At 40.9% G+C, this 23,346-nt stretch carries 28 protein-coding genes; 3 read left to right on the forward strand and 25 right to left on the reverse strand.

Annotated features, from left to right (window positions below):
- Positions 1 to 264 precede the first annotated feature (264 nt).
- The 3 genes from KEM09_RS08990 to KEM09_RS09000 all read right to left on the reverse strand — a co-directional run bounded on the left by KEM09_RS08990 (position 265) and on the right by KEM09_RS09000 (position 2,393).
- Positions 265 to 909, reverse strand: coding sequence for a hypothetical protein (locus KEM09_RS08990; RefSeq protein WP_212227737.1), 645 nt, complete (start codon positions 907 to 909; stop codon positions 265 to 267).
- A 139-nt stretch (positions 910 to 1,048) separates the two neighbouring features.
- Entirely contained in the window at positions 1,049 to 1,615 is a 567-nt protein-coding gene (locus KEM09_RS08995; RefSeq protein ID WP_212227739.1) for a hypothetical protein, read from the reverse strand.
- A gap of 220 nt (positions 1,616 to 1,835) precedes the next feature.
- On the reverse strand, positions 1,836 to 2,393 hold the full coding sequence (locus KEM09_RS09000) for a hypothetical protein (protein WP_212227741.1): 558 nt from the start codon (positions 2,391 to 2,393) through the stop codon (positions 1,836 to 1,838).
- 353 nt (positions 2,394 to 2,746) lie between these two features.
- On the opposite strand from KEM09_RS09000, the gene hisS reads away from it, so the two are divergent.
- The 3 genes from hisS to ychF all read left to right on the forward strand — a co-directional run bounded on the left by hisS (position 2,747) and on the right by ychF (position 7,352).
- Positions 2,747 to 4,111, forward strand: coding sequence for a histidine--tRNA ligase (hisS, locus tag KEM09_RS09005; RefSeq protein ID WP_212227742.1), 1,365 nt, complete (start codon positions 2,747 to 2,749; stop codon positions 4,109 to 4,111).
- Between the two features lie 430 nt (positions 4,112 to 4,541).
- A complete protein-coding gene (gene hutH, locus KEM09_RS09010; protein ID WP_212227743.1) occupies positions 4,542 to 6,047 on the forward strand; it encodes a histidine ammonia-lyase in 1,506 nt (501 codons plus the stop codon).
- 204 nt (positions 6,048 to 6,251) lie between these two features.
- The gene (ychF, locus tag KEM09_RS09015; protein ID WP_212191456.1) at positions 6,252 to 7,352 is read left to right on the forward strand and encodes a redox-regulated ATPase YchF; all 1,101 of its coding nucleotides are present in this window, start codon (positions 6,252 to 6,254) and stop codon (positions 7,350 to 7,352) included.
- A 74-nt stretch (positions 7,353 to 7,426) separates the two neighbouring features.
- Here the strand turns inward: ychF and KEM09_RS09020 are convergent, their stop codons facing one another.
- From KEM09_RS09020 to rplX, 22 genes are all read right to left on the reverse strand, one after another.
- Positions 7,427 to 7,624, reverse strand: a complete 198-nt coding sequence (locus KEM09_RS09020) for a hypothetical protein (protein ID WP_212227744.1) — start codon at positions 7,622 to 7,624, stop codon at positions 7,427 to 7,429.
- A gap of 11 nt (positions 7,625 to 7,635) precedes the next feature.
- Complete coding sequence (locus KEM09_RS09025) at positions 7,636 to 10,926, reverse strand: ligand-binding sensor domain-containing protein (protein ID WP_212227745.1); 3,291 nt, start codon at positions 10,924 to 10,926, stop codon at positions 7,636 to 7,638.
- A 174-nt stretch (positions 10,927 to 11,100) separates the two neighbouring features.
- Positions 11,101 to 12,414 carry a citrate (Si)-synthase gene (locus KEM09_RS09030; protein ID WP_212227746.1) on the reverse strand — a complete coding sequence of 438 codons (1,314 nt, stop codon included), beginning with the start codon at positions 12,412 to 12,414 and terminating at the stop codon, positions 11,101 to 11,103.
- 150 nt (positions 12,415 to 12,564) lie between these two features.
- On the reverse strand, positions 12,565 to 13,866 hold the full coding sequence (eno, locus tag KEM09_RS09035; RefSeq protein WP_212227748.1) for a phosphopyruvate hydratase: 1,302 nt from the start codon (positions 13,864 to 13,866) through the stop codon (positions 12,565 to 12,567).
- 133 nt (positions 13,867 to 13,999) lie between these two features.
- Complete coding sequence (gene rplQ / locus KEM09_RS09040) at positions 14,000 to 14,533, reverse strand: 50S ribosomal protein L17 (RefSeq protein WP_212227750.1); 534 nt, start codon at positions 14,531 to 14,533, stop codon at positions 14,000 to 14,002.
- A 5-nt stretch (positions 14,534 to 14,538) separates the two neighbouring features.
- Positions 14,539 to 15,531: a DNA-directed RNA polymerase subunit alpha gene (locus tag KEM09_RS09045; RefSeq protein WP_212227752.1), complete on the reverse strand. Its 993-nt coding sequence runs from the start codon at positions 15,529 to 15,531 to the stop codon at positions 14,539 to 14,541.
- A gap of 9 nt (positions 15,532 to 15,540) precedes the next feature.
- The gene (gene rpsD, locus KEM09_RS09050) at positions 15,541 to 16,146 is read right to left on the reverse strand and encodes a 30S ribosomal protein S4 (protein WP_212227754.1); all 606 of its coding nucleotides are present in this window, start codon (positions 16,144 to 16,146) and stop codon (positions 15,541 to 15,543) included.
- A 144-nt stretch (positions 16,147 to 16,290) separates the two neighbouring features.
- On the reverse strand, positions 16,291 to 16,680 hold the full coding sequence (rpsK, locus tag KEM09_RS09055; RefSeq protein WP_212191463.1) for a 30S ribosomal protein S11: 390 nt from the start codon (positions 16,678 to 16,680) through the stop codon (positions 16,291 to 16,293).
- A gap of 11 nt (positions 16,681 to 16,691) precedes the next feature.
- Positions 16,692 to 17,069, reverse strand: a complete 378-nt coding sequence (gene rpsM / locus KEM09_RS09060) for a 30S ribosomal protein S13 (RefSeq protein WP_212227756.1) — start codon at positions 17,067 to 17,069, stop codon at positions 16,692 to 16,694.
- Positions 17,070 to 17,080: 11 nt separating this feature from the next.
- Positions 17,081 to 17,197 carry a type B 50S ribosomal protein L36 gene (gene ykgO, locus KEM09_RS09065; RefSeq protein WP_212191465.1) on the reverse strand — a complete coding sequence of 39 codons (117 nt, stop codon included), beginning with the start codon at positions 17,195 to 17,197 and terminating at the stop codon, positions 17,081 to 17,083.
- Positions 17,198 to 17,211: 14 nt separating this feature from the next.
- Positions 17,212 to 17,430 (reverse strand): translation initiation factor IF-1, encoded by a 219-nt coding sequence (gene infA / locus KEM09_RS09070; RefSeq protein ID WP_143303625.1) that lies wholly within the window; start codon positions 17,428 to 17,430, stop codon positions 17,212 to 17,214.
- A 15-nt stretch (positions 17,431 to 17,445) separates the two neighbouring features.
- Positions 17,446 to 18,231 carry a type I methionyl aminopeptidase gene (map, locus tag KEM09_RS09075; protein ID WP_212227758.1) on the reverse strand — a complete coding sequence of 262 codons (786 nt, stop codon included), beginning with the start codon at positions 18,229 to 18,231 and terminating at the stop codon, positions 17,446 to 17,448.
- A gap of 19 nt (positions 18,232 to 18,250) precedes the next feature.
- A complete protein-coding gene (secY, locus tag KEM09_RS09080) occupies positions 18,251 to 19,597 on the reverse strand; it encodes a preprotein translocase subunit SecY (RefSeq protein WP_212191467.1) in 1,347 nt (448 codons plus the stop codon).
- Between the two features lie 4 nt (positions 19,598 to 19,601).
- The gene (gene rplO, locus KEM09_RS09085) at positions 19,602 to 20,048 is read right to left on the reverse strand and encodes a 50S ribosomal protein L15 (RefSeq protein ID WP_212227760.1); all 447 of its coding nucleotides are present in this window, start codon (positions 20,046 to 20,048) and stop codon (positions 19,602 to 19,604) included.
- A gap of 29 nt (positions 20,049 to 20,077) precedes the next feature.
- The gene (gene rpmD / locus KEM09_RS09090) at positions 20,078 to 20,254 is read right to left on the reverse strand and encodes a 50S ribosomal protein L30 (protein ID WP_212191469.1); all 177 of its coding nucleotides are present in this window, start codon (positions 20,252 to 20,254) and stop codon (positions 20,078 to 20,080) included.
- 11 nt (positions 20,255 to 20,265) lie between these two features.
- A complete protein-coding gene (gene rpsE, locus KEM09_RS09095; protein ID WP_212191470.1) occupies positions 20,266 to 20,784 on the reverse strand; it encodes a 30S ribosomal protein S5 in 519 nt (172 codons plus the stop codon).
- Positions 20,785 to 20,790: 6 nt separating this feature from the next.
- Positions 20,791 to 21,147: a 50S ribosomal protein L18 gene (gene rplR, locus KEM09_RS09100; RefSeq protein ID WP_212227762.1), complete on the reverse strand. Its 357-nt coding sequence runs from the start codon at positions 21,145 to 21,147 to the stop codon at positions 20,791 to 20,793.
- A 20-nt stretch (positions 21,148 to 21,167) separates the two neighbouring features.
- A complete protein-coding gene (gene rplF, locus KEM09_RS09105) occupies positions 21,168 to 21,719 on the reverse strand; it encodes a 50S ribosomal protein L6 (protein ID WP_212227764.1) in 552 nt (183 codons plus the stop codon).
- A gap of 12 nt (positions 21,720 to 21,731) precedes the next feature.
- Positions 21,732 to 22,127, reverse strand: a complete 396-nt coding sequence (gene rpsH, locus KEM09_RS09110) for a 30S ribosomal protein S8 (protein WP_212191473.1) — start codon at positions 22,125 to 22,127, stop codon at positions 21,732 to 21,734.
- Positions 22,128 to 22,186: 59 nt separating this feature from the next.
- Positions 22,187 to 22,456 carry a 30S ribosomal protein S14 gene (gene rpsN / locus KEM09_RS09115; protein WP_212191474.1) on the reverse strand — a complete coding sequence of 90 codons (270 nt, stop codon included), beginning with the start codon at positions 22,454 to 22,456 and terminating at the stop codon, positions 22,187 to 22,189.
- 4 nt (positions 22,457 to 22,460) lie between these two features.
- Positions 22,461 to 23,018 (reverse strand): 50S ribosomal protein L5, encoded by a 558-nt coding sequence (rplE, locus tag KEM09_RS09120; RefSeq protein ID WP_212227766.1) that lies wholly within the window; start codon positions 23,016 to 23,018, stop codon positions 22,461 to 22,463.
- Positions 23,018 to 23,338, reverse strand: coding sequence for a 50S ribosomal protein L24 (rplX, locus tag KEM09_RS09125; RefSeq protein WP_425305777.1), 321 nt, complete (start codon positions 23,336 to 23,338; stop codon positions 23,018 to 23,020). Before rplX ends, rplE begins: the two co-directional genes overlap by 1 nt.
- Positions 23,339 to 23,346 lie beyond the last annotated feature (8 nt).

A 23,346-nucleotide genomic window follows, 5' to 3' on the forward strand; every position in this document is an offset into this window, starting at 1 on the left:
AAAGCCTATCAAAGCTATATTTAATAGGCATGTAAACCAAAAGCTATTGGATACTTCATCTACCAATTCATAAAAAATGTCATGGAGCTAAGCGGCTCACGCTCCCCCCTCATATGCCGACCTACACAAAAATGCCCAGGCTGCCGCACGAGTCCTCTCGTGTGGTTTGTTGTTTAAAATATCACGCGAAAGGATTCGCGCGATAGCAGTGCAACACCGCGTTCAGACTTTGGTTTTCAACCAGCCAGAACGCTTAGTTATTGGCTAAAGTGATTTCTTTATTTTGTCTTCCCATATAATAACTCCATTTTCTGATGCTTTTATTATAAGTTCATTATCAACCTCGTTTAAATCAAATTTGAAGTTCGAGTCTAATTTTGGGAATGTATTATGATACTTTTTTTCCAGTATTTGCTTTTTAAATGGCCAAAACTCTTTCTCTACCAGAATAGTTGTTAATCTGAACATACTTTTTGAGCTGTCTTTGGACTTCAATTGTATCTCATTGACAGTAATTCGATGTTGATTAACATGTTGTTCAATGGGAGGCTTGGTTTTCTTGTTCCCTAAAGTTGATGTTCCTAATAATCCGAAGAGGATAGCACCTCCAAAAATAAAAATGGAGCTTATAATCCCAAATATTTTGGCTGTCCTTTTTTTCTTTCTAATCATTTCCCAAATAAGACAACATATTGAAAAGAACACACATGAAAAAAGAACAATAGGCACAACAGCTATTATAAAGCTTATTCCTATAATCTGTAATGAAATCAATACAATCAAACTTATTCCACCTAAAATGGAGATTGTACTATTAAAAAGTCGATTCCCACTAAATTTCCAGGATAAAATGAGACTTAGTATCGGATGAAGTAATAGGGAACCAATTAATAAATATTTTTCTATCATTGGGTTTTTGTTTTTTCATTATTGCCAACGGTGGCGGTATGGTTAGTAAGGGATTGCGGGCTTTTTACCTATCAAGTTACAGCAAAATTTGGAGCGGGGATCAGCCTACCCCAAGTGAGCCGAGCCCTGCTATGCGCTATTACGGGGTAATGGCATTTCGTGATTTTTCTGCTCGATATAATTTATTTAATTCTGGTTGCAGAGTCCAAATTCCAATTGGAAAAAAAAGAATTCTTAATAGTTGAATGATTAAGTCTCCAGCTCTCCAATTTGCTCCATATTTTGAAATTGCCAGTCCTTTTGAGAAAAGAAATATGAAGTAATAAAATAAGAAAGCCCCTCCAAAATACAGAATGAATGAAATTAGAAAGGATAAACCATTTGGTATTGCAAGTGGAATTAATACGAATTCAGTATTTAAAAGTCTAAGTGCAGTGCAAATTAGAAATACTGTTCCATACTTAACTATCATTTTTTGTTTCTCAGAAAGGGCTTTATATTTTCTATCCAATAATCCAATTGAAGTTACCATCCAGGATCCCCATAAAAAATAGGAAATGACAAGTGGGATTATACTTTCTGTAATGCTTAAACCCAAATTGAATATCGTGTTTAAACAGATAATAGTTCCAATAGATCCTACTCCAGTTCCGAGAAAGAGAAGAAGAAATAACTGCCAGTGTTTTAGTTTTAATATAAATCTCATAATTTCAATATTACTATTAATTTATAAATTCCCCAGGCTGCCGGACGAGCCCTCTCGTGTGGTTTGTTGTTTAAAATATCACGCGGAAGCATTCGCGCGATAGCAGTGTATTTCTCACATTGCATACAAGGGCTCGAATATGCGGAGTGCGGGATTTCAAGGCACTTCGCTATCAAATCGCCCCGCATTACGTATATTTATTGTTGGACTTTCGTGCTTTTCATTTCCAATAGTCAAGTTTGTAAATAATTAAGAATAATTCTTCGTGTCCAAAATGTGTTAACTGTCCATATTTGATGTTTGGTGTAAATGGTTTTGACCTTACCCATCCACAATCATGATAGCACATGTCAACTTTCCCAATTAATCTATTTTTATTGTCATAGAATTTGAAAATATAATCCACATCCTCGTCCCCCCAAGTAGTTTCTCCCCAATCAAAATTCATTGGATTATTAAACAGAGCAACAATTTCATTTATTTTATCTTCCTTCAATGTTTTAGAAATCCAAAAAATCTTAAATACTTTATCTTTTTCAAGCATTTTAATTTTGAAAACTTCTTGTCTTGGAAATTCAAATTCATCTTCTCCAAAGTATTTCCCGTATACATTCCTATGGTTCAAATATTCGTCATAGTGACTTTTCCACTCAAATAATTCCTGCTCTTTTTTGGACAATTCACGAAAATTTGTCCTATAGTAATCTTTAAGGTCTAACCATTTTAAGGCAACGCCTACAATTAAAACTATGGATATTATTTTAAGTATTCGTTTCATTCTTGTCTTGGCATGAAGCACAACTCGTCTATTTACCTAATACGCTTTATATCGTACCATATTGACATAACATAAAGCCTATCAAATCTATATTAAATATGCATGTAAACCAAAAGCTACTTTATACTTAGTTTACCATCATATCAACAGCTAGTTATTTTGTGGTTAATACCATCATTTTAAGGTTTTATTTTCAATTGAACCCTATACCTTGAACCCATAACACGAAATCCCAAACCCTACACCGCGAACTAATCACCAGGCACTAAACTGCGCACTCTCTACTCTTTTTAGTATCTTTGCCCGGGTTTATTCAAACCCACTTAATACGAATAGCAAAACAATAGTTAGATATGGCTCAAAAACCAAGCATTCCAAAGGGAACCAGGGATTTTTCACCCGTGGAGATGGTGAAACGCAATTACATTTTTGATACGGTTAAAAGCGTGTTTCAGAAGTATGGCTACCTGCCGATTGAAACGCCAGCCATGGAAAATCTGAGCACCCTGCTTGGCAAATACGGTGAAGAAGGCGATAAGCTTTTATTTAAGATTTTGAATTCGGGCGATTATTTGAAGAAGGCCGATGATGGTTTGCTGGCCGAAAAAGCCTCCAACAAAGTGATGTCGCAGATTAGCGAAAAAGGCTTGCGCTACGATTTAACGGTGCCTTTTGCCCGCTTTGTGGTGCAGCACCAAAACGAAATTAGCTTTCCATTCAAGCGCTACCAGATACAACCGGTATGGCGTGCCGATCGCCCACAGAAAGGTCGTTACCGCGAGTTTTTCCAGTGCGATGTGGATGTGGTGGGCAGTAACTCGCTGCTCAACGAGGTGGAGCTGATTCAGATTGTTGACGAGGTGTATCGTCTGCTGAATATTAATGTGGTGCTGAAACTCAACAACCGCAAAATACTATCGGGTATTGCCGAAATCATTGATGCATCGGATAAGATTGTGGACATAACCGTGGCCATCGACAAGCTGGATAAAATAGGTCTGGATAAGGTGAATGAAGAGCTGGCATCGAAAGGACTGTCGGCCGAGGCCATTGATACCATACAGCCTATTATTATGCTGAGCGGCACCAACCGCGAGAAGGTGGCTAAGCTGCGCGAGGTGCTGGCTTCATCCGAAATTGGCTTGAAAGGGGTTGACGAACTGGAGGTGGTGCTTAACTACCTGGATGTACTAAAGCTGGATTTGGAAGTGGAGCTGGACCTGACACTGGCCCGCGGCCTTAACTATTACACCGGCGCCATCTTCGAGGTAAAAGCCAGGGATGTAGCTATTGGAAGTATTACTGGCGGTGGCCGCTACGACGACCTCACCGGCATCTTCGGTCTAAAAGACGTGTCGGGTGTGGGTATCTCCTTTGGAGCCGACCGCATTTACGATGTGATGAACCAGCTGGAGCTGTTTCCGAAAGCCGACGGCGCTAAAACACGGGCCATGTTTGTTAACTTCGGTGGCGAAGATGAATTATACGCCTTGCAAATACTCAATGAGGTGCGCAAAGCAGGCATCAATGCCGAGCTGTTTCCCGACGCGGTGAAGATGAAAAAGCAGATGAATTACGCCAACAAAAAGGAAATTCCATTTGTATTGCTGGCCGGCGAAGAAGAAAGAAAGGCTAATACTGTAACAGTCAAGAATATGGAGAGCGGCGAACAGAGCCAGCTTACCGTTGACGAATTGATCAAAGTCATCAGTATTTAATAAAGAATTTATCTATGTTTGCGGGGTAGGCATCAAATTGTCTACCCCGCTTTTTATGGGCCGAATTCTTAAGAACAGAACACATCTATTTATCTCCTTTGGCGGCGATATCCGCTGCCCCTGAGCAGGCGCTGCCTGTTTTGTTACGAGGCAATGCTATCAAAATAGCTGCATTCCACACGCTCACCCTTGTATTCCCTAAAGGGAACAGCGCGCAGGATAAGCCCCTTTAGGGGTTTGGGGTAATAATTGCTGCCAAATCATTGATTACCTTCAGCCTAAATCCAATCCCCAAGGGACAATAAGAAACAAAACAGGAAAGCCCAGGCACGGATCATAAACCCGCGCCAGCTAACGAATCATCCAATTAAAATAACCTGGCTGTAAATGGCTATCAGCTAAAGCCAACAGCTACAAGCTAAAAAACACCATGCAAAAGACATTTGAAATATCACCAGCACCTCTTTCATTCGAAATCATTGAAACCATTTTAAAAGAAGGTTATCACCTGGCTTTGTCGGAAGAGTCGGTACAACGCATTGAGCATTGTAAGCAGTACCTCGACAATAAAGTGGCCAGTCACGATGGGCCGGTTTACGGTATCAATACCGGTTTTGGCTCCTTATGTAATATCTCCATTTCGTCTGATGACCTGAGTAAGTTACAGGAGAACCTGGTGAAGAGCCATGCCTGTGGTATTGGCCGCGAAGTGCCACGCGATGTGGTTAAGCTGATGCTGATGCTGAAGATTCATGCTTTGAGTATTGGTAACTCAGGCGTGCAGCTACAAACCGTGCAACGCCTGTGCGACTTTTTCAACAACGGCGTGTACCCCATCGTTTTCGAACAAGGTTCCTTAGGTGCATCGGGCGACCTGGCTCCGTTAGCACACTTATTCCTCCCACTTATTGGCGAAGGCGAAGTGCATTACAAAGGCGAATTGCGTACAGCAGCCGACGTATTGGCCGAAAACAACTGGGAGCCGATTAAGCTGGGTGCCAAAGAAGGTTTGGCCTTGTTGAATGGTACACAATTCATGAGCTCACACGCTGTATATACGCTGCTGAAGGCCTTCCGCCTGTCGAAATACGCCGATATTGTGGCAGCCACTTCACTGGATGCCTTTGATGGCCGTATCGAGCCTTTCTTCCCGCAGTTGCATGCGGTGCGCCCTCACCCGGGACAAATCGAGACTGCCCGCAACATCAAAGCCCTGCTGGAAGGCAGTGAGCTGATCACACGCGAGAAGAAGCACGTACAAGACCCGTATTCATTCCGTTGTGTACCACAGGTACATGGTGCCATTAAAGACGCCATTAACTACGTGGCCAACGTGGTACTGACCGAAATCAACTCGGTGACCGATAACCCAATGGTATTCCCCGAAGACGATATGATTGTGTCGGGTGGTAACTTCCACGGCGAGCCACTGGCATTGGCCATGGACTTTCTGTCAATTGCCATGAGTGAGATTGGCAGTATCTCTGAGCGTCGCACTTATCGCCTGATATCAGGTGAGCGTGGTTTACCTGAATTCCTGGTGGCCAACCCAGGCTTGAACAGTGGATTTATGATTCCGCAATACGCTGCCGCTTCCATCGTCAGCCTGAATAAGCAGATGGCAACACCTTCATCGGTGGATAGCATTCCATCGTCGAACGAGCAGGAAGACCACGTGAGTATGGGTGGTAATGCCGCCACTAAAGCACTTAAGATTGCCGATAATGTGGAGCGTGTGCTGGCCATTGAGCTGTTTAATGCTTCTCAGGCCATCGACTTCCGTCGTCCGGCTAAAACATCTCCATTCCTCGAAGACTTCCTGGCTCAATACCGCGAGTACGTTGGCTTTGTGAAAGAGGACAAAATCATGTACAAAGAGATTGAGAAGAGTGTTGATTTTCTTCAGAACGGTGAGTTTGGTGAGTTTGGCGAGTAAATAAAATAACTTTCAGCTTCTGGCTGTTAGCTACTGTATTAAGGATCGCATCTTTATAACCATAATGGAAATAAAGATGCGATCCTTTTTAGTTAGAAGATGTTAATCATCTTGATACTCACTAATTATATCTTGATACTATTTAAAAAAAACCACTACTTTTGCAGCTCGAAACAACGGAGTAAATAATTAAGACATAATATAATGGCATTACAGTGCGGAATCGTTGGCCTGCCCAACGTTGGAAAATCAACCCTATTTAATTGCTTGTCGAATGCAAAAGCACAGTCGGCAAACTTCCCTTTTTGTACCATCGAGCCCAATGTGGGCGTTATCACCGTACCCGATGAGCGATTGGTGAAGCTGGAAGAGCTGGTGAAGCCACAGCGTGTGGTGCCTACCACCGTGGAAATTGTAGATATTGCCGGTTTGGTAAAAGGTGCCAGCAAGGGTGAAGGTTTAGGTAATAAGTTCCTGGCTAACATTCGCGAAACAGATGCTATCATCCATGTATTGCGCTGCTTTGATGATGATAACGTAACACACGTTGACGGCTCCATCGATCCGGTAAGAGACAAAGAAATTATTGACCTGGAGCTGCAGTTCAAAGATTTGGAGACCGTGGAAGCACGCCTGCAGAAAACAGAGAAAGCAGCCAAAGCATCGAAGGATCAGGATGCCAAGAAGCTGGTTGAGGTACTATACCGTTACAAGGAAGCCTTTGAGAACGGCAAATCGGCCCGTACGGTGGAACTGACCGAGCATGAGCAAAAAGTAACGAAGGACCTGTACTTGCTGACCAACAAGCCGGTAATGTACGTTTGTAATGTGGATGAATCATCGGTGGTAGATGGTAACCAGCACGTAGAGGCCGTACGTGAAGCTGTTAAGGATGAAAATGCTGAAATATTAATCATTGCCGCTAAAACTGAGTCGGAAATTGCCGAGCTGGAGACTTTCGAAGAGCGTCAGGAGTTTTTGGAAGACATGGGACTGAAGGAATCAGGTGTTTCCAAGTTGATTCGTTCGGCCTACAAGCTATTGAACTTGCAAACCTACTTTACTGCAGGGGTGAAGGAAGTACGCGCCTGGACTTTCCACAAAGGCTTTTGCGCACCGCAAGCCGCTGGTGTTATTCACACCGATTTTGAAAAAGGCTTTATCCGCGCCGAAGTAATTAAGTACGATACCTTCGTTGAATTGGGCTCTGAGTTAGCTTGTAAAGAAGCCGGTAAAATGAGTGTTGAAGGTAAAGAATATGTGGTGCAGGATGGCGACATTATGCACTTCCGCTTCAACGTGTAGGAGACACAAGACATTAGAACGCGAACAAGTTCGCTAATAGATATTAGAAGCCTGGCAATTGCCGGGCTTTTGTTTTATCCCTTATTGCTTTTCAATACTTTTAATACGATACGAGCGACTATTAAGCTGAGTATAGCACAACTTAAGCCCAATGTCAGTAGTGGAGAGTTCTCAGCCAAGGTGTCGGAGAAAACTAACAATGAGGTGCAGAAACCAATGGCGAAGGTTACTGCAATAATTACCATCAGGTCTATCGGTCGTATTAATTTCATGCGCTCATCATTTAAAGTCTGAATCCCATCAGCAGAATATCATCGACCTGCTCATACTCGGTACCCATCCAATCTTCCATCTTCTGGTGCAGAATAGCCTTTTGGTCATCGATAGGCAGTTTGTGAATATTCAATAGCAAATGGCGAAAACGACGGTATTTAAACTTCTTACCCTCCGGACCACCAAACTGGTCGGCAAAACCATCAGAAAACAGGTAAATAACATCGTTAGGATATACCGGTATCTCCTGGCGTGTGTAGGAAAGTTCTTTACTATCATCAGAATAACCGATTGGGAATCGATCGCCTTTATAGGTAATAATCTCGTTATCGCGTATAATGTACAAGGGATTCATAGCCCCTGAAAAGTGCAATACCTGCTTATCTTCATCGAGCATTACCAGCGCAATATCCATTCCGTCAGTAATACTCTGCTTATTGAGACTTCCATCCTGGCCGTTCTTCTGGAAGGTACTGGCAACTTCCTGGCTCAAACTATTCAATATACGAGCCGGGCAATATTCTTCCTGTATCTCCACTATCTTCTTCAGTAAATCATAGCCAATAATGGACATAAAAGCCCCCGGAACTCCGTGTCCGGTACAATCCACAGCTGCCAAAAACACTTTGCTGTTTGTACGGTAAGCCCAATAAAAATCGCCACTTACTATATCCTTGGGGCGGAAGTAAATAAAGGATTCGGGCAATATCTGCTTTACCATCTCCTCCGACGGAATCATGGCTTCCTGAATGCGCTTGGCATAACTAATACTATCTGTCAGGCTTTGGTGAATGCGTGATAAGGACTCTTTCTGAATCTCAATCTTCTTCTTGTCAATAGCCTTTTCATTAAGAGCCTTGTAGGCCTTTCGGTAATTACGTATTCGGTAATTAATAAGCGTTTGCACCAATAGCACTCCAAAAATAATATAGAACGCATAGGCATAGCCCGACATCCACAGTGGCGTGGTAACGTCAATAATCAGCTCGGCCTGCTCAACACAAGGCACCCCATCATTATTAAAACCTTTAACTTTTAAGGTATAGCTGCCCGGAGATAAATTGGAGAAATTAACAGAATTCTGATGCGTCACATCCCGCCAGTCTTCATCGTGCCCTTCCAGTTTCACCCGGTAGGTATTAGCTTTTGGATAGGTGAATTCTAAAGCGGCAAAAGATACCGCAATCATGGTATTTCGCTTGTAACCAACACTTATTTGACTTCTCACTCCTTCGTATACTGCATCTACCTTGCCCTTATAGTAAACTTTCACACTGTTAATCACCATTTTGGGCTTGTTATTGTTGGTAGGCACATCTTCGGTGTTGATAATGGTCAGGCCCTTATCACCTCCAAAAAAGAGCTCATTCTTCCCATATTTACACGACGCCCCGGTATTGAAATTATAATCGGGTACACCATCGTTTTTATTATAATTGAAAGGAGGTGTTCCCGGAATAATTGAAGAGATACCCACACCTGTGCTTATCCATATTCTGTTATATCCATCCACTTCAACCGCATAAACCTTCCCACTAATCAGTCCATCGTAATTCCAAAATGAAGTGGTTTTGGTATGCTTATCGTAATAAGAAAGACCTGCGTGAGTGCCAATGATAATCCGGCCATGATCTTCAGCGAAGGCTGAAATGATATTATGACTTAGGCGCTTCTCTTCTCCTTCATTATTTCTGATTCTTCCAAAGGTTTTTGACGCCACATTATAGGTGTTAATCCCGTTATTGGTACCAATCCACAATTGCCCGTCAGCATCTTCAAAAAGCACGTTTATTTCATCATCGCAGAGCCCATATTCCACATCTTTATCGGCCCAGTAGCTGGTTATCTTTTCACCATCATATCGATACAGTCCAAAACGGGTGGCAAACCAGATGTGTCCTAAACGATCTTCAAGAATATCATTGACAACATTGGTCTTAAGCAGGTAGCGGAAATCATTACTATTTGAATAATCAAATTCTTTAATCCGGCTTGCCCCTCGCTCTAAAATAAATATACCTTCATCGGTGCCAAACCATATATTCCCCCCGGAGTCTTTATACATGGCATTAACCGTTGGATCATTGGCTGAAACGTATGCAGGATAAATTGTATAGTGCTTAAACTGTTTGGTATTACGATTGATACAGTAAACGCCTTTTTGACCTGTTCCAAGCCACAGGTTGTTTAAATCATCTACATAAACAGAATAAAAATCATAACAATCAATCGGATATTCAATATCGTCAATAGCGGCTATTGATGAGAACTTAGACGGTTTACGATCAATTTTAAAGAGGCCATCCTGAGCTGTCCCAATCCACAATAATCCGCTTGCATCCTCAAGTATTACTGTTATGTTTTGAAATGGACGCTCCAGGTAAGCATTCAATTCCAAGGCCGAATAGTCGCTGTAAGGTGTTTGCGAAAACATAAGCCCTTCGGGCGTTGCCAGCCACACTATGCCATTACGCCCGGCCAGCAAGGCACTTATTCCTTTATTTTCAAAACGGTTCGTTTTTTTATAAACTCTGGTTGAGATAGATGTATTTACATTGTACTTCCATAAGCCTTTATCCGATCCGGCAAGCACAACACTATCGTTAACCATCACCAAACTACTGATTTCCAATTGTTGATGAGCATTTTCAGGATTTATCCGATTTAGCGCATCACTTGTATTATCAATGTATTGAATACCATCTTTGGAACCAAACCAGACATGCCCCATACCGGTCTCAACCGGGTAAGTATTACTTCTGCCTGTTTTTAAAACAGATGAATAATGATCAAATTTTATGAAATCTTTAGTGCGGTAATTCACTTTCGCGATGGCATTTCTGGTTTTAATCCAAACGTTATCGCCTTCGGTATGCATACCATACACACCGGATTCTCTTAGTGCACTGAATAATTCAGACTCCTTATCTATATTAAGAAACTTACCATTGCTAACCTGCCAGATGGCTATCCCGCTATTCCGCGTACCAATCCATATATTGCCATCAGGCGTTTCGGTGATTGCCTGGATATGATTGCCAATAATGGTGCTATCAATCAAAGGGTGATGTCTGAAGGAAACAAATCCATAACCATCGTAACGATTAAGCCCATCGGTTGTGCCTACCCAAATATAGCCCCTGCTATCCTGATACAAAGCCGTAATATGACTATTGGACAAACCGTCCTTAATGGTAAACTGTTCCATGGAAAGCTTACCACTTTGCGCCATCAACAACGACAAACTGCTAACATACAAAGCAATAGCAAGCAAAAAACGCAAATAACTAACTTTACCCATGGATTTAAATAAATATCCTTGAATCAACACACTCATTGCTGATAAAAGTAATAAAATCCTCTGATCTTTTATAATAGCCAATGAAGAAAGAAGAGGCAAATAAGGTTTTTAACATGGTATTTTAAACAAAAAAAGAGAGGCGTTAACCTCTCTTCAATCTATTTGTCGTAATAGTTATGGCTGATAATTCACCTTTTCAGCAAACCATTGAAGATTTTGCGATTTGGGGCGCTCAATTGGTAAACCATAAAGGCGATCCCATATTAATTGTGTTAACACTCCCAAGGCTCTGGAAACACCGAATAGCACCGTATAAATTGGATATTCAGTAATTCCAAACGATGACAATAATGAACCACTAATGGCATCTACGTTTGGCCATGGATTTTTAACCTTTCCGGTTTTTTCCAGAATATCAGGAACCACCTGATAGATTTTGTCGACTAATTGAATTAGTGGGGCATCAGGCGCATATTTTTTGGCAAACTCCAGCTGAACGGTAAAACGCGGATCTGTTTTGCGTAATACAGCATGGCCATAACCAGGTATAACCTGCCCGTTGCGCAACGTCATCTCCGCATAATCCTTAATCTGTGATGTACTTGGAGAATCAGTTCCTATCTCCCGCAACATCTTATTTATCCAGTGCATCACATTCTGATTAGCCATACCATGCAATGGTCCTGCTAATCCATTCATGCCAGCTGAGAAACTGTAATAGGGGTTTGAAAGAGCCGAACCGACCAGATGTGTGGCATGAGCAGAAACATTGCCCCCCTCATGATCGGCATGGATAACCATATAAAGCCTCATCAATCGTTGTACTTCTATACTATCGTAGCCCATCATATGTGACAGGTTAGCGGCCCAGTCAAGACTCGGGTCAATATCAATATACTTCTCATTATGAAATACTCTGCGATAAATATAGGCCGCTATAACCGGTAACCTTGATATCAGGTCCATAACGCCTTCGTAGGTAGGCGCCCAGTAATCTTTTTTATCCATGCCTGTAAGGTAGGCCTTACGAAATTGCGATTCGGTGGACATGGCCAGAATAGCGCTGTTAAACTGAATCATGGGATGCGCATCCTTAGGTAACGCATTAATTACATCAAATACGTGAGAAGGAATACCTTGAGCTCTAAGGGCCCACTGCTCGCTAATATGATTGACATCTTCCTTGGTAGGTAGTTCGCCTGTTAACATCAGGTAAAAAAGTCCTTCTGGCAGTGGCTCACCTTCCTGGTGCAACTTAGGTAATAACTCCTGTAACTGCGGAATTGAATAACCTCTGAACCGAATGCCCTCTTCAGGGTCCAGTTTAGAAGTACAGGTCAGTAACGATACCATACCTTTCATCCCTGTCAATACTTGTCCTAAGGTAACATCCTGTATAACATCGTCACCGTGTTTCTTTATTAAGTCCTTTACCATTTCGGCCTTGGGGCGACCAATTTCAATGATACGTTCTTTGATGTAATCCATATTGAGTAGCTGATTGAATTAATAAAAATGCCAACGTGTGTGGTTGCGGCATTATTAGAACAGATTAATTATCTAATTGTTCTGCAGCTAAACAAGTACAAAAAAGGCCGGCCAAATGGCCAGCCTTTATATGGTATAAGAAGTCGCTTCTTATTTCTTTTGAACTTTTGCATATCCGTAAACAGCGCGCTCACCTAATTCCTCCTCAATGCGAAGCAATTGGTTGTATTTAGCCATACGGTCTGAACGGCTTAATGAACCAGTCTTAATCTGACCAGAGTTAGTAGCCACAGCGATGTCAGCAATAGTTGCATCTTCAGTTTCACCTGAACGGTGAGAAGTAACCGAAGTATAACCAGCACGGTGAGCCATTTCAATAGCGTTCAATGTTTCAGTTAAAGAACCAATCTGGTTTACTTTAATAAGGATTGAGTTAGCAGCTCCCAACTCGATACCTTTCTTCAAGTAATCAACGTTAGTTACGAACAAGTCATCGCCTACTAACTGACACTTATCACCGATAGCAGCATTTAAAGCTACCCATCCGTCCCAGTCGTTCTCATCCATACCATCCTCGATTGAATCGATTGGGTATTTAGCAACTAGTTCAGCCAGGTAAGCAGCCTGCTCTTGTGAGTTACGCTTAACACCATTTGGCTCGAAAATGCTGTAGTCATATACACCATCTTTGAAGAACTCTGAAGAAGCACAGTCCATAGCGATAGAAACATCACCACCATCTTCTTTACGACCAGCTTTGTAACCAGCATTTTCGATAGCTGTTAAGATACAATCGATAGCCTCTTCTGTACCACCTAACATTGGAGCGAAACCACCTTCGTCACCAACAGCAGTAGATAAACCTTTTCCTTTAAGTACTTTAGCCAAAGCATGGAATACTTCAGCACCCATACGTAAACCTTCACGGAACGACTCAGCACCTACAGGACGAATCATGAACTCCTGAAAAGCGATAGTAGCATCAGAGTGAGAACCACCGTTGATGATATTCATCATTGGAACTGGTAAAGTAACGGCATTAGTACCACCAATGTAACGATACAATGGCATTCCTAAATACTCAGCAGCAGCTTTAGCAGAAGCCAAAGACACACCCAAGATAGCATTAGCACCTAATTTGCTTTTAGTTTTAGTACCGTCAAGCTCAAGCATTTTGTTATCGATAGCAACTTGCTCCAATACGCTCATACCGATCAATTCAGGTGCGATTACTTCATTAACGTTTTTAACAGCACCTAAAACACCTTTACCCAAGTAACGACGATTATCGCCATCGCGTAATTCTAAAGCTTCATGTTCACCTGTTGAAGCACCTGATGGTACGGCGGCACGGCCAACGAAACCACTTTCTAATGTTACTTCAACTTCAATTGTAGGATTTCCACGAGAATCAAGGATCTCACGTGCATGAATGTTTGCAATTTGTCCCATAATACTATTGTTTATGTATTGATTGATAATTTTCCAAAAAAAAAGGATAATGCAATTTCATCATTATCCCCTTTTAAAGCAATTTCAAGAAAAAAAAGGAAAAACGAAAGTCTTTCCTTTTTCACTCATTGATTTATTCTTTTGATTCAGCTTCAGTAGATTCCGAAGTTGGCTCAGCACTTTCCTGTGCTGGTGCTTCAGCTGCAACAGTGCTATCAGCAGTTGTTGCTTTTCTACGTCCGCGTCGTGTTCTTTTACCAGCTGAAGAGGATTTCTTAGACTCCAACATGTTTTCATTGTAGTCAACCAATTCGATTAAACACATCTCTGCGTTATCACCAATACGGTTACCCAATTTCAAGATACGAGTATATCCTCCTGGTCTGTCAGCTACCTTAGCTGCCACTTCACCAAATAATTCTTTTACAGCATACTTGTCTTTCAAGTAAGCGAACACAGTTCTTTGTGCGTGGATACGCTCTTCAACTGTATTTAAATCTTTTGTTTTGGTGATAAGAGGCTCTACATACATACGTAATGCTTTAGCCTTAGCAACCGTAGTCTTGATTCTTTTGTGAAGAATCAAAGAGGAAGCCATGTTTGCTAACATCGCTTTGCGATGCGCACTCTTACGACCTAAATGATTAAATTTCTTTCTATGTCTCATCGCTATTATTCCTTGTCTAATTTATACTTGGCGGTATCCATTCCGAAAGTAAGTCCCATGTTAAGCAGGAGATCATCCAGCTCAGTCAGTGACTTCTTACCGAAGTTACGGAACTTCAACAGGTCGTTACGGTTAAATGTTACCAGCTCACCTAGTGTTTCCACATCAGCAGCTTTCAAACAGTTAAGCGCACGTACTGATAAGTCCATATCAACCAGCTTAGTCTTTAGAAGCTGACGCATATGTAATACTTCTTCATCAAACTCTTCGTTACCGAATTTCTCATCTGAATCAAGAGTAATCTTCTCATCTGAGAACAGCATGAAGTGATAAATCAATATTTTTGCTGCTTCTTTCAACGCATCTTTAGGATGGATTGAACCATCCGATTCAATTTCTAAAACTAACTTTTCGTAGTCAGTTTTTTGCTCTACACGATAGTTTTCAATCGCATACTTAACGTTGCGAATTGGAGTAAAGATTGAATCGATAGCAATTAACCCAAATTCTGCCTCGGCTGGTTTATTTTCCTCTGAAGGAACATAACCTCTTCCCTTCTCAATGGTCAATACCATCTGCAGATTTACTTCCGGGTTCATCTTAGCAACAACCAACTCGGGGTTTAATACCTCGAAACCAGTCATGAATTGATTAAGATCACCGGCAGTAAACTCTTCTTTACCTGAAATACTTACAGTAACAGTTTCCTGCTCTGTATCTTCTACCAGATTTTTGAAGCGAACCTGCTTAAGATTAAGAACGATTTCGGTTACATCATTAATTACACCAGGAATACTGGTAAACTCATGATCCACCCCTTCGATCTTGACAGTGGTAATTGCGTATCCCTCTAATGAGGACAACAATATTCTTCTTAAGGCATTTCCAACGGTAATACCATATCCTGGTTCCAACGGACGAAATTCAAACTTGCCGAATTTTTCGTCGGCTTCCAGCATAATTACTTTATCTGGTTTTTGGAATGCTAATATTGCCATAAGAATTAATTATTTAGAATACAATTCAACTATCAACTGTTCTTTAATATTTTCAGGAATATCACTTCTTTCAGGTACATTCAAGAATTTACCTGCAAATGAATCTTGATCCCATTCTAACCAGGAATATTTATGCACACCTGTATTGGCCAATGACGTTGAAATAACTTCAAGCGATTTTGACTTTTCGCGAATTCCTACGATCTGATCAGCTTTTACCTGATACGAAGGAATGTTCACAATTGCACCATCTACTACAATGTGACGGTGAGATACAAGTTGTCTTGCAGCTGCTCTGGTAGGAGCAATTCCCATACGATAAACTACGTTATCTAAACGAGATTCCAGAAGTCCAAGTAACACCTCACCTGTAATACCTTTGCTTCGAGAAGCTTTTTTAAACAGGTTACGGAATTGTTTTTCCAATACTCCGTATGTGTACTTAGCTTTTTGCTTTTCCTTTAACTGTAGACCGTATTCACTTGTTTTACGTCTACGGTTATTTCCGTGTTGCCCTGGAGGAAAATTTCTTCTTTCGAAATTCTTATCCGGACCATAAATCGCTTCACCGAATTTACGGGCGATTTTTGTTTTTGGACCAATATATCTAGCCATTCTTCTAAATTTTTGACTTTAAATTTTTGATTTTAAATATTGAATATGGCAGCCGCTAGATTATAGAGAGGAGAAATAATCATATAACCAATTCTTATTCAAAATTTGCCATCAAAAACCTATGGTTAACAACTAGTCGAGTAATTAAACTCTTCTTCTTTTTGGAGGACGACATCCATTGTGTGGTAGTGGAGTAACATCAACAATTTCGGTTACTTCGATACCTGCAGCATGAATTGAACGAATCGCAGACTCGCGACCATTACCCGGTCCTTTCACATACACTTTAACTTTTCTTAGCCCTAGGTCAAATGCTACTTTTGAACAATCAGTAGCAGCCATCTGTGCAGCATATGGGGTGTTCTTCTTAGAACCACGGAAACCCATTTTACCGGCACTAGACCAAGAAATCACCTGACCGTTTTGGTTGGCCAATGAAATAATAATGTTATTGAAAGACGAATGGATATTAGCCTGTCCAACAGCCTCCACCTTAACAACTCTCTTTTTTTGAGATCCTGACTTCTTTGCCATATCTTACTTAATTATTTAGTGGCTTTCTTTTTATTTGCAACAGTCTTCTTCTTACCCTTACGTGTACGAGCGTTGTTTTTAGTCGATTGACCACGTAATGGTAATCCGATACGGTGACGAATACCTCGGTAACATCCAATATCCATCAGGCGCTTAATGTTCAATTGAATTTCTGAACGTAATTCACCTTCGATTTTGTATGTGTCTGAAATATTATCACGAACAGCCTTAATCTGCTCGTCAGTCCAGTCTGATACTTTCAAATTAGCGTCAACGCCAACATTTTGAAGAATCTCTTGTGCTCTGCTTCTTCCTATTCCGTAGATATAAGTTAAAGCGATTTCTCCTCTTTTATTTGAGGGTATATCAACTCCAGCAATCCTTGCCATAATCTTATAATTTATCCTTGACGTTGTTTAAACTTTGGATTCTTTTTATTAATCACGTACAAGCGCCCTTTGCGTTTTACAATCTTACACTCGGCACTTCTTTTCTTTACAGATGCTCTAACCTTCATGATCGGTCACTTTATTATTTGTATCTATAGGAAATTCTTCCCTTTGTCAAATCATACGGTGACATCTCTACCTTTACTTTATCTCCAGGTAAAATTTTGATATAGTGCATACGCATTTTACCAGAAATATGTGCAGTAATGATGTGACCGTTTTCCAATTCCACTCTAAACATGGCATTGGATAAGGCTTCAATGATTGTTCCGTCTTGTTCTATAGAGGCTTGCTTCGCCATAATTTATGTAACTTTTTATTTTTCAGACTGCAAATGTAATACTTCTTCTACAAATTTAAAACTAGAAAGTATATCAGCTTCACCTTTTCTTATTGCTACAGTGTGTTCATAATGAGCAGATACCTTTTTATCGATGGTTCTGATGGTCCATCCATCATCTTCCTGAACGATTTGTCGCTTACCAAGATTAATCATTGGTTCGATGGCAATTACCATTCCCGACTTCAATTTAGTACCATTTCCCTTTCTACCGTAGTTGGCTACTTCAGGTGCTTCATGAAGATTTTTACCAATTCCATGACCAACCATTTCACGCACTACTGTATACCCACGCTCTTCTGTATAACTCTGTATGGCATGCCCGATATCGCCTAAACGATTATTTTCAATGGCCTGCTCAATGCCTTTGTATAATGATTCCTTAGTAGCATCTAATAATGCTTTAACATCCGGCGCTACCTCACCAATTGGGAAAGTATAGGCTGAATCACCATAGAAATCGTTTAACAATACACCACAGTCAACCGAAACCACATCACCCTCTTGCAAAGGTGCATCATTAGGTATACCATGAACCACCTGTTCGTTTACAGATGTGCATAGGGTATTGGGAAACCCCTGATAATTTAAAAAGGCAGGAGTACCTCCATTATCTCTAATGAAGGTCTCCGCTATTTTGTCTAATTCCAACGTAGAAACACCAGGCCTGATAGCCTTTGCAACTTCTCCAAGCGTTTTAGCCACCAATTGGTTGCTTATACGCATCAGCTCAATCTCTTCGTCAGTCTTTAAATAAATCATATGAATGATCGTTCCTCAATTAATAGATTGCAGCTCCACCACCAGATCTACCCATAATTCTACCAGACTTAGTTAATCCATCGTAATGACGCATTAACAAGTGGCTTTCGATTTGCTGTAAGGTATCTAATACAACACCCACTAGAATTAGTAGTGAAGTACCACCATAAAACTGTGCAAATCCCTGATCTACACCAGCCATCATAGCGAAAGCAGGTAAGATAGCAACCAATGCTAGAAATACAGAACCAGGTAAAGTTATTTTTGACATGATTGAATCTAAAAATTCAACTGTCTTTTTACCTGGCTTTACACCTGGAATAAAACCACCATTACGTTTCATATCCTCAGCCATTTGCGTAGGATTAATAGTGATAGCAGTATAAAAATAGGTGAAAGCAATAATCATTAAGGCAAAAATTACATTATACCAAACACCTGTAAAGTTAGCAAAGATAGATGCAAAGCCGCTTGCAGTTTCGCTATCGACAAAGCCTGCAAATGTTACAGGAATGAACATGATAGCCTGAGCAAAGATGATTGGCATTACACCAGCCGCATTAACTTTTAAAGGTATATATTGGCGAACACCTCCGTATTGCTTGTTACCAACAATTCGCTTGGCATACTGAACAGGGATACGACGAGTACCCTGAACCAAGGCGATTGTTCCGGCAAATACGAAGAACAACACAACAAACTCGATTAGCAACATTACCAAACCACCGCTTCCACTAGCAGCTTCCATTCTTGATATAAACTCGGCAAACAACGATTGTGGCAAGCGAGCAATAATACCAATCATGATGATTAGTGAAATACCATTACCAATACCTTTATCGGTAATACGTTCACCCAACCACATTACGAACATCGTTCCGGCAGTTAGGATGATTGTACTAGTAACAGTAAACGACCAACCTGTAGCTACAAAAGCCGCGTCTGGCAACTGATTAAATAGGTTTGTTAAATAACCCGGCGCTTGAACAACCAAAATCAAAACAGTCAAATAACGAGTTATCTGATTGATCTTTCTACGTCCACTTTCACCTTCCCTTTGAAGACGTTGAAAGTAAGGTACTGCAATACCCATCAATTGAATAACGATGGAAGCAGAGATGTAAGGCATAATACCCAATGCAAAGATGGATGCGTTAGAAAACGCTCCCCCTGAGAACATATCGAGCAGGCCTAATACACCGTCCCTTGTTTGACTTTTAAGCGCACTTAGTTGCGTGGGATCAATACCAGGAAGCACAACAAAAGAACCAAGTCTGTAGATTAACAACAGACCTAACGTTGTCGTAATTCTGGATTTAAGATCCTCAATTTTCCAGATGTTGCGGATGGTTTCGAATAGTTTCATTCAGTTACAATTTTACTACGGTTCCTTCAGCAGCTTCAATAGCTTTAGCAGCAGATTCTGAGAATGCATGAGCTTTCACTTCTAATTTAGCTTTTAGCTCACCATTTCCTAAAATCTTCACCAAGTCATTCTTGCTAACTAAACCGGCTTGTCTTAAAACTTCAGGATCAATTACACTAACCTCTTTATTTTCAGCAATAGTCTGTAACATCTCAATGTTTACAGCCTTATACTCAACGCGGTTAATATTTTTGAATCCGAATTTAGGAACACGTCGCTGCAAAGGCATCTGACCGCCCTCAAAACCAAACTTACGTGAGTAACCCGAACGTGATTTAGCTCCTTTATGACCGCGAGTAGATGTTCCACCACGACCAGAACCTTGTCCACGACCGATACGTTTTGAGGTCTTTACTGAACCCTTTGCAGGTCTTAAGTTATTTAAATTCATATTAATTTCCTCTAATTCGTTCGACCAAATTATCTTTCTACTGTCACCAGGTGCAGTACTTTTTGAACCATTCCTTCAATTTGAGGTGTGGCTTCATGTTCAACGGTTTGCTGAAGCTTCTTCAGCCCAAGGGCAGCCAAGGTGTTTTTTTGCCTTGCAGTGGCCCCGATTTTACTCTTAACCTGAGTTACTTTTATCTTAGCCATTTTGTCCTTATTTATCCGTTAAAAACTTTATCCATTGAAACACCTCGTTGCTCAGCAATAGTAGCAGCGTCACGCAGTTCAGTAAGGGCGCCGATAGTCGCTTTAACCAAGTTGTGAGGGTTAGATGACCCTTTTGACTTAGCCAATACGTCTGTTACACCAACACTCTCCAATACTGCACGCATCGCACCACCAGCCTTAACTCCGGTACCGTGAGAAGCAGGCTTCATAAATACGCTTGCTCCGCCGAAACGTGCTAATTGCTCATGAGGAATAGTACCATTGATAACAGGTACTTTAACTAGATTCTTTTTGGCAGCTTCAACACCTTTTGCTATAGCTGTTGTTACTTCGCCTGCTTTACCAAGGCCCCAGCCAACAACGCCGTTCTCGTTTCCAACCACTACAATGGCAGAAAAACTAAAGGTTCTACCACCCTTGGTTACTTTAGTTACCCTGTTGATAGCAACCAAACGATCTTTTAACTCCAGATCGTTATTGTTTCTGATTCTTTTGTTATTTCCAGCCATCGTTTGTTAGAATTTAAGCCCTGCTTCACGAGCAGCATCGGCTAATTGTTTAACTCTACCATGATAAAGGTATCCATTTCTATCGAACACAACAGCACTAATACCAACCTTCTGAGCAGCTTCGGCAATGTTTTTTCCTACCATTGCAGCCACTTCCGACTTAGTACCTTTCTGATCGGCAATCTCTTTAATCAAAGAAGAAGATGCAGCTAATGTTTTACCATTAACGTCATCGATTAACTGAACAGAAATCTGCTTATTGCTTCTAAATACTGACATTCTTGGACGCTCTGCGGTTCCGCTGATATTCTTGCGAACGCGCAATTTAATTTTTCGTCTTCTCTCTATTTTCGAAAAAGCCATAATTCCTAATTTAATTCAGATTAAACTTTAGCAGATTTACCGGCCTTACGACGAATTTCTTCGCCTTTGAAACGTATACCTTTACCTTTATAAGGTTCTGGTTTACGTAAGGACCTGATTTTGGCACAAACCTGGCCAAGCAATTGCTTATCTGCTGATTCAAGCGAAATAATAGGATTGCTTTTTCTGTCAGTAACAGCTTCCACTTTAATTTCAGCAGGTAACATTAAGTGAATCGGGTGAGAATAGCCTAACGCCAATTCAAGGATCTGACCTTGATTAGTTGCGCGGTAACCTACACCTACTAATTCCAACTCTTTTTTGTAACCTGTTGAAACTCCCACCACCATGTTGTTGATCAATGAGCGGTACAATCCGTGCTTAGCACGTATTTCTTTTTCATCGTTGGGACGAGCTACAGTAATAGTGCCTTCCTCAACTTTCACTTCTAATTCAGGGTGAATTTCCTGCACCAGTTCGCCTTTTGGTCCTTTAACTGTCACAGTATTGTCTTTAACAGTTACGTTCACGCCTGAAGGTATGCTAATCGGTGCTTTTCCAATTCTTGACATAGTTCTTCTTTTTTAATAAACGTAACACAATACTTCACCACCAATTTTCTGTACTCGGGCTTCTTTATCTGTCATTACACCTCGTGAAGTTGACACGATAGCAATACCAAGACCGTTAAGAACGCGAGGTAAACTACGATACCCGGCATACGAGCGTAAACCAGGTGTACTCACGCGCTTAAGCGCTTTGATAGCCGGAGTTTTTGTTTGAGGATCGTACTTCAGTGCGATCTTAACTACTCCTTGCTTGTCATCTTCGATGAATTTGTAATTTAAGATGTACCCTTTCTCGAAAAGAATTTTGGTCATCTCTCTTTTAAGGTTGGAAGCCGGAACTTCAACAACCCTATGACCCGCCATAATGGCGTTCCTGATTCGTGTCAGGAAATCTGCTATTGGATCTGTCATTTTATAAAGATTAAATTGATCCCGGCATTAATACAACACCGGGACAATATTTAACACTCTTACCAACTTGCTTTTTTAACACCAGGTATTAAACCAGCTGAAGCCATTTCGCGGAACTGAATCCTTGAAAGGCCAAACTGTCGCATATAACCTTTCGGACGTCCGGTTAATTTGCAACGGTTGTGCATACGCACAGGTGAAGCGTTCTTAGGCAGCTTTTGCAAACCTACATAATCACCTTCTTCCTTAAGCCTAGCACGTTTTTCAGCGTATTTGGCAACAAGCTTAGCCCTTTTTACCTCACGGGCTTTCATTGATTCCTTTGCCATATAACTAGTTATTTTTCACGTTTTTAAATGGTAACCCAAACTCTTTTAACAGAGCATAAGCTTCCTCATCGGTTTTTCCCGAGGTCACAAAGGTAATATTCATACCCAATATTTTTGACACATTGTCAATATTTATTTCAGGAAAAATGATTTGTTCTTCAATACCTAAGGTATAGTTTCCACGTCCATCAAGCTTACTGTTGATACCTTTGAAGTCGCGAATTCGAGGCAGTGCCACACGAATTAAACGCTCAAGGAATTCATACATGTTCTCACGACGAAGTGTTACACGTACTCCAATTGGCATTTTTTTACGAAGCTTAAAGTTCGAAATATCTTTCTTCGAAAGCGTAGCCACAGCCTTTTGTCCTGTGATAGTAGTTAGTTCTTTGATGGCGTTCTCAATCATTTTCTTGTCAGCAGTTGCTGCACCAAGACCCTGGTTGATAACAATCTTTTCTAACTTAGGAACCTGCATGATTGATTTGAACCCGAATTCTTTCATCAAGTTCGGTACAATCTCGTCCTTATACTGTTTTCTTAAACTAGGTGTATAACTCATTACTTGATCTCCTCCCCTGATTTTTTAGCAATTCGAACCAGTTTTCCATCATCATTCAACTTACGACCAATACGTGTTGGTTTTCCGGTTGAAGGATCTTTCACATTTAAATTTGAAATGTGAATAGGAGCCTCTTTCTTAACTATACCTCCTTGCGGACTTTCAGCATTAGGCTTTGTGTGCTTGCTCACCATGTTAACACCTTCAACAATGGCGCGGTTTTTAGCAGGAAATACCTCAAGTACTTTCCCTTCCTGGCCTTTGTTGACACCGGCATTAACAATTACGATGTCGCCTTTTTTAATATGCAATTTACCCATTGTTCTAA

The organism is Carboxylicivirga mesophila, assembly GCF_018271975.1.
GTDB classification, from domain to species: Bacteria; Bacteroidota; Bacteroidia; order Bacteroidales; family Marinilabiliaceae; genus Carboxylicivirga; species Carboxylicivirga mesophila.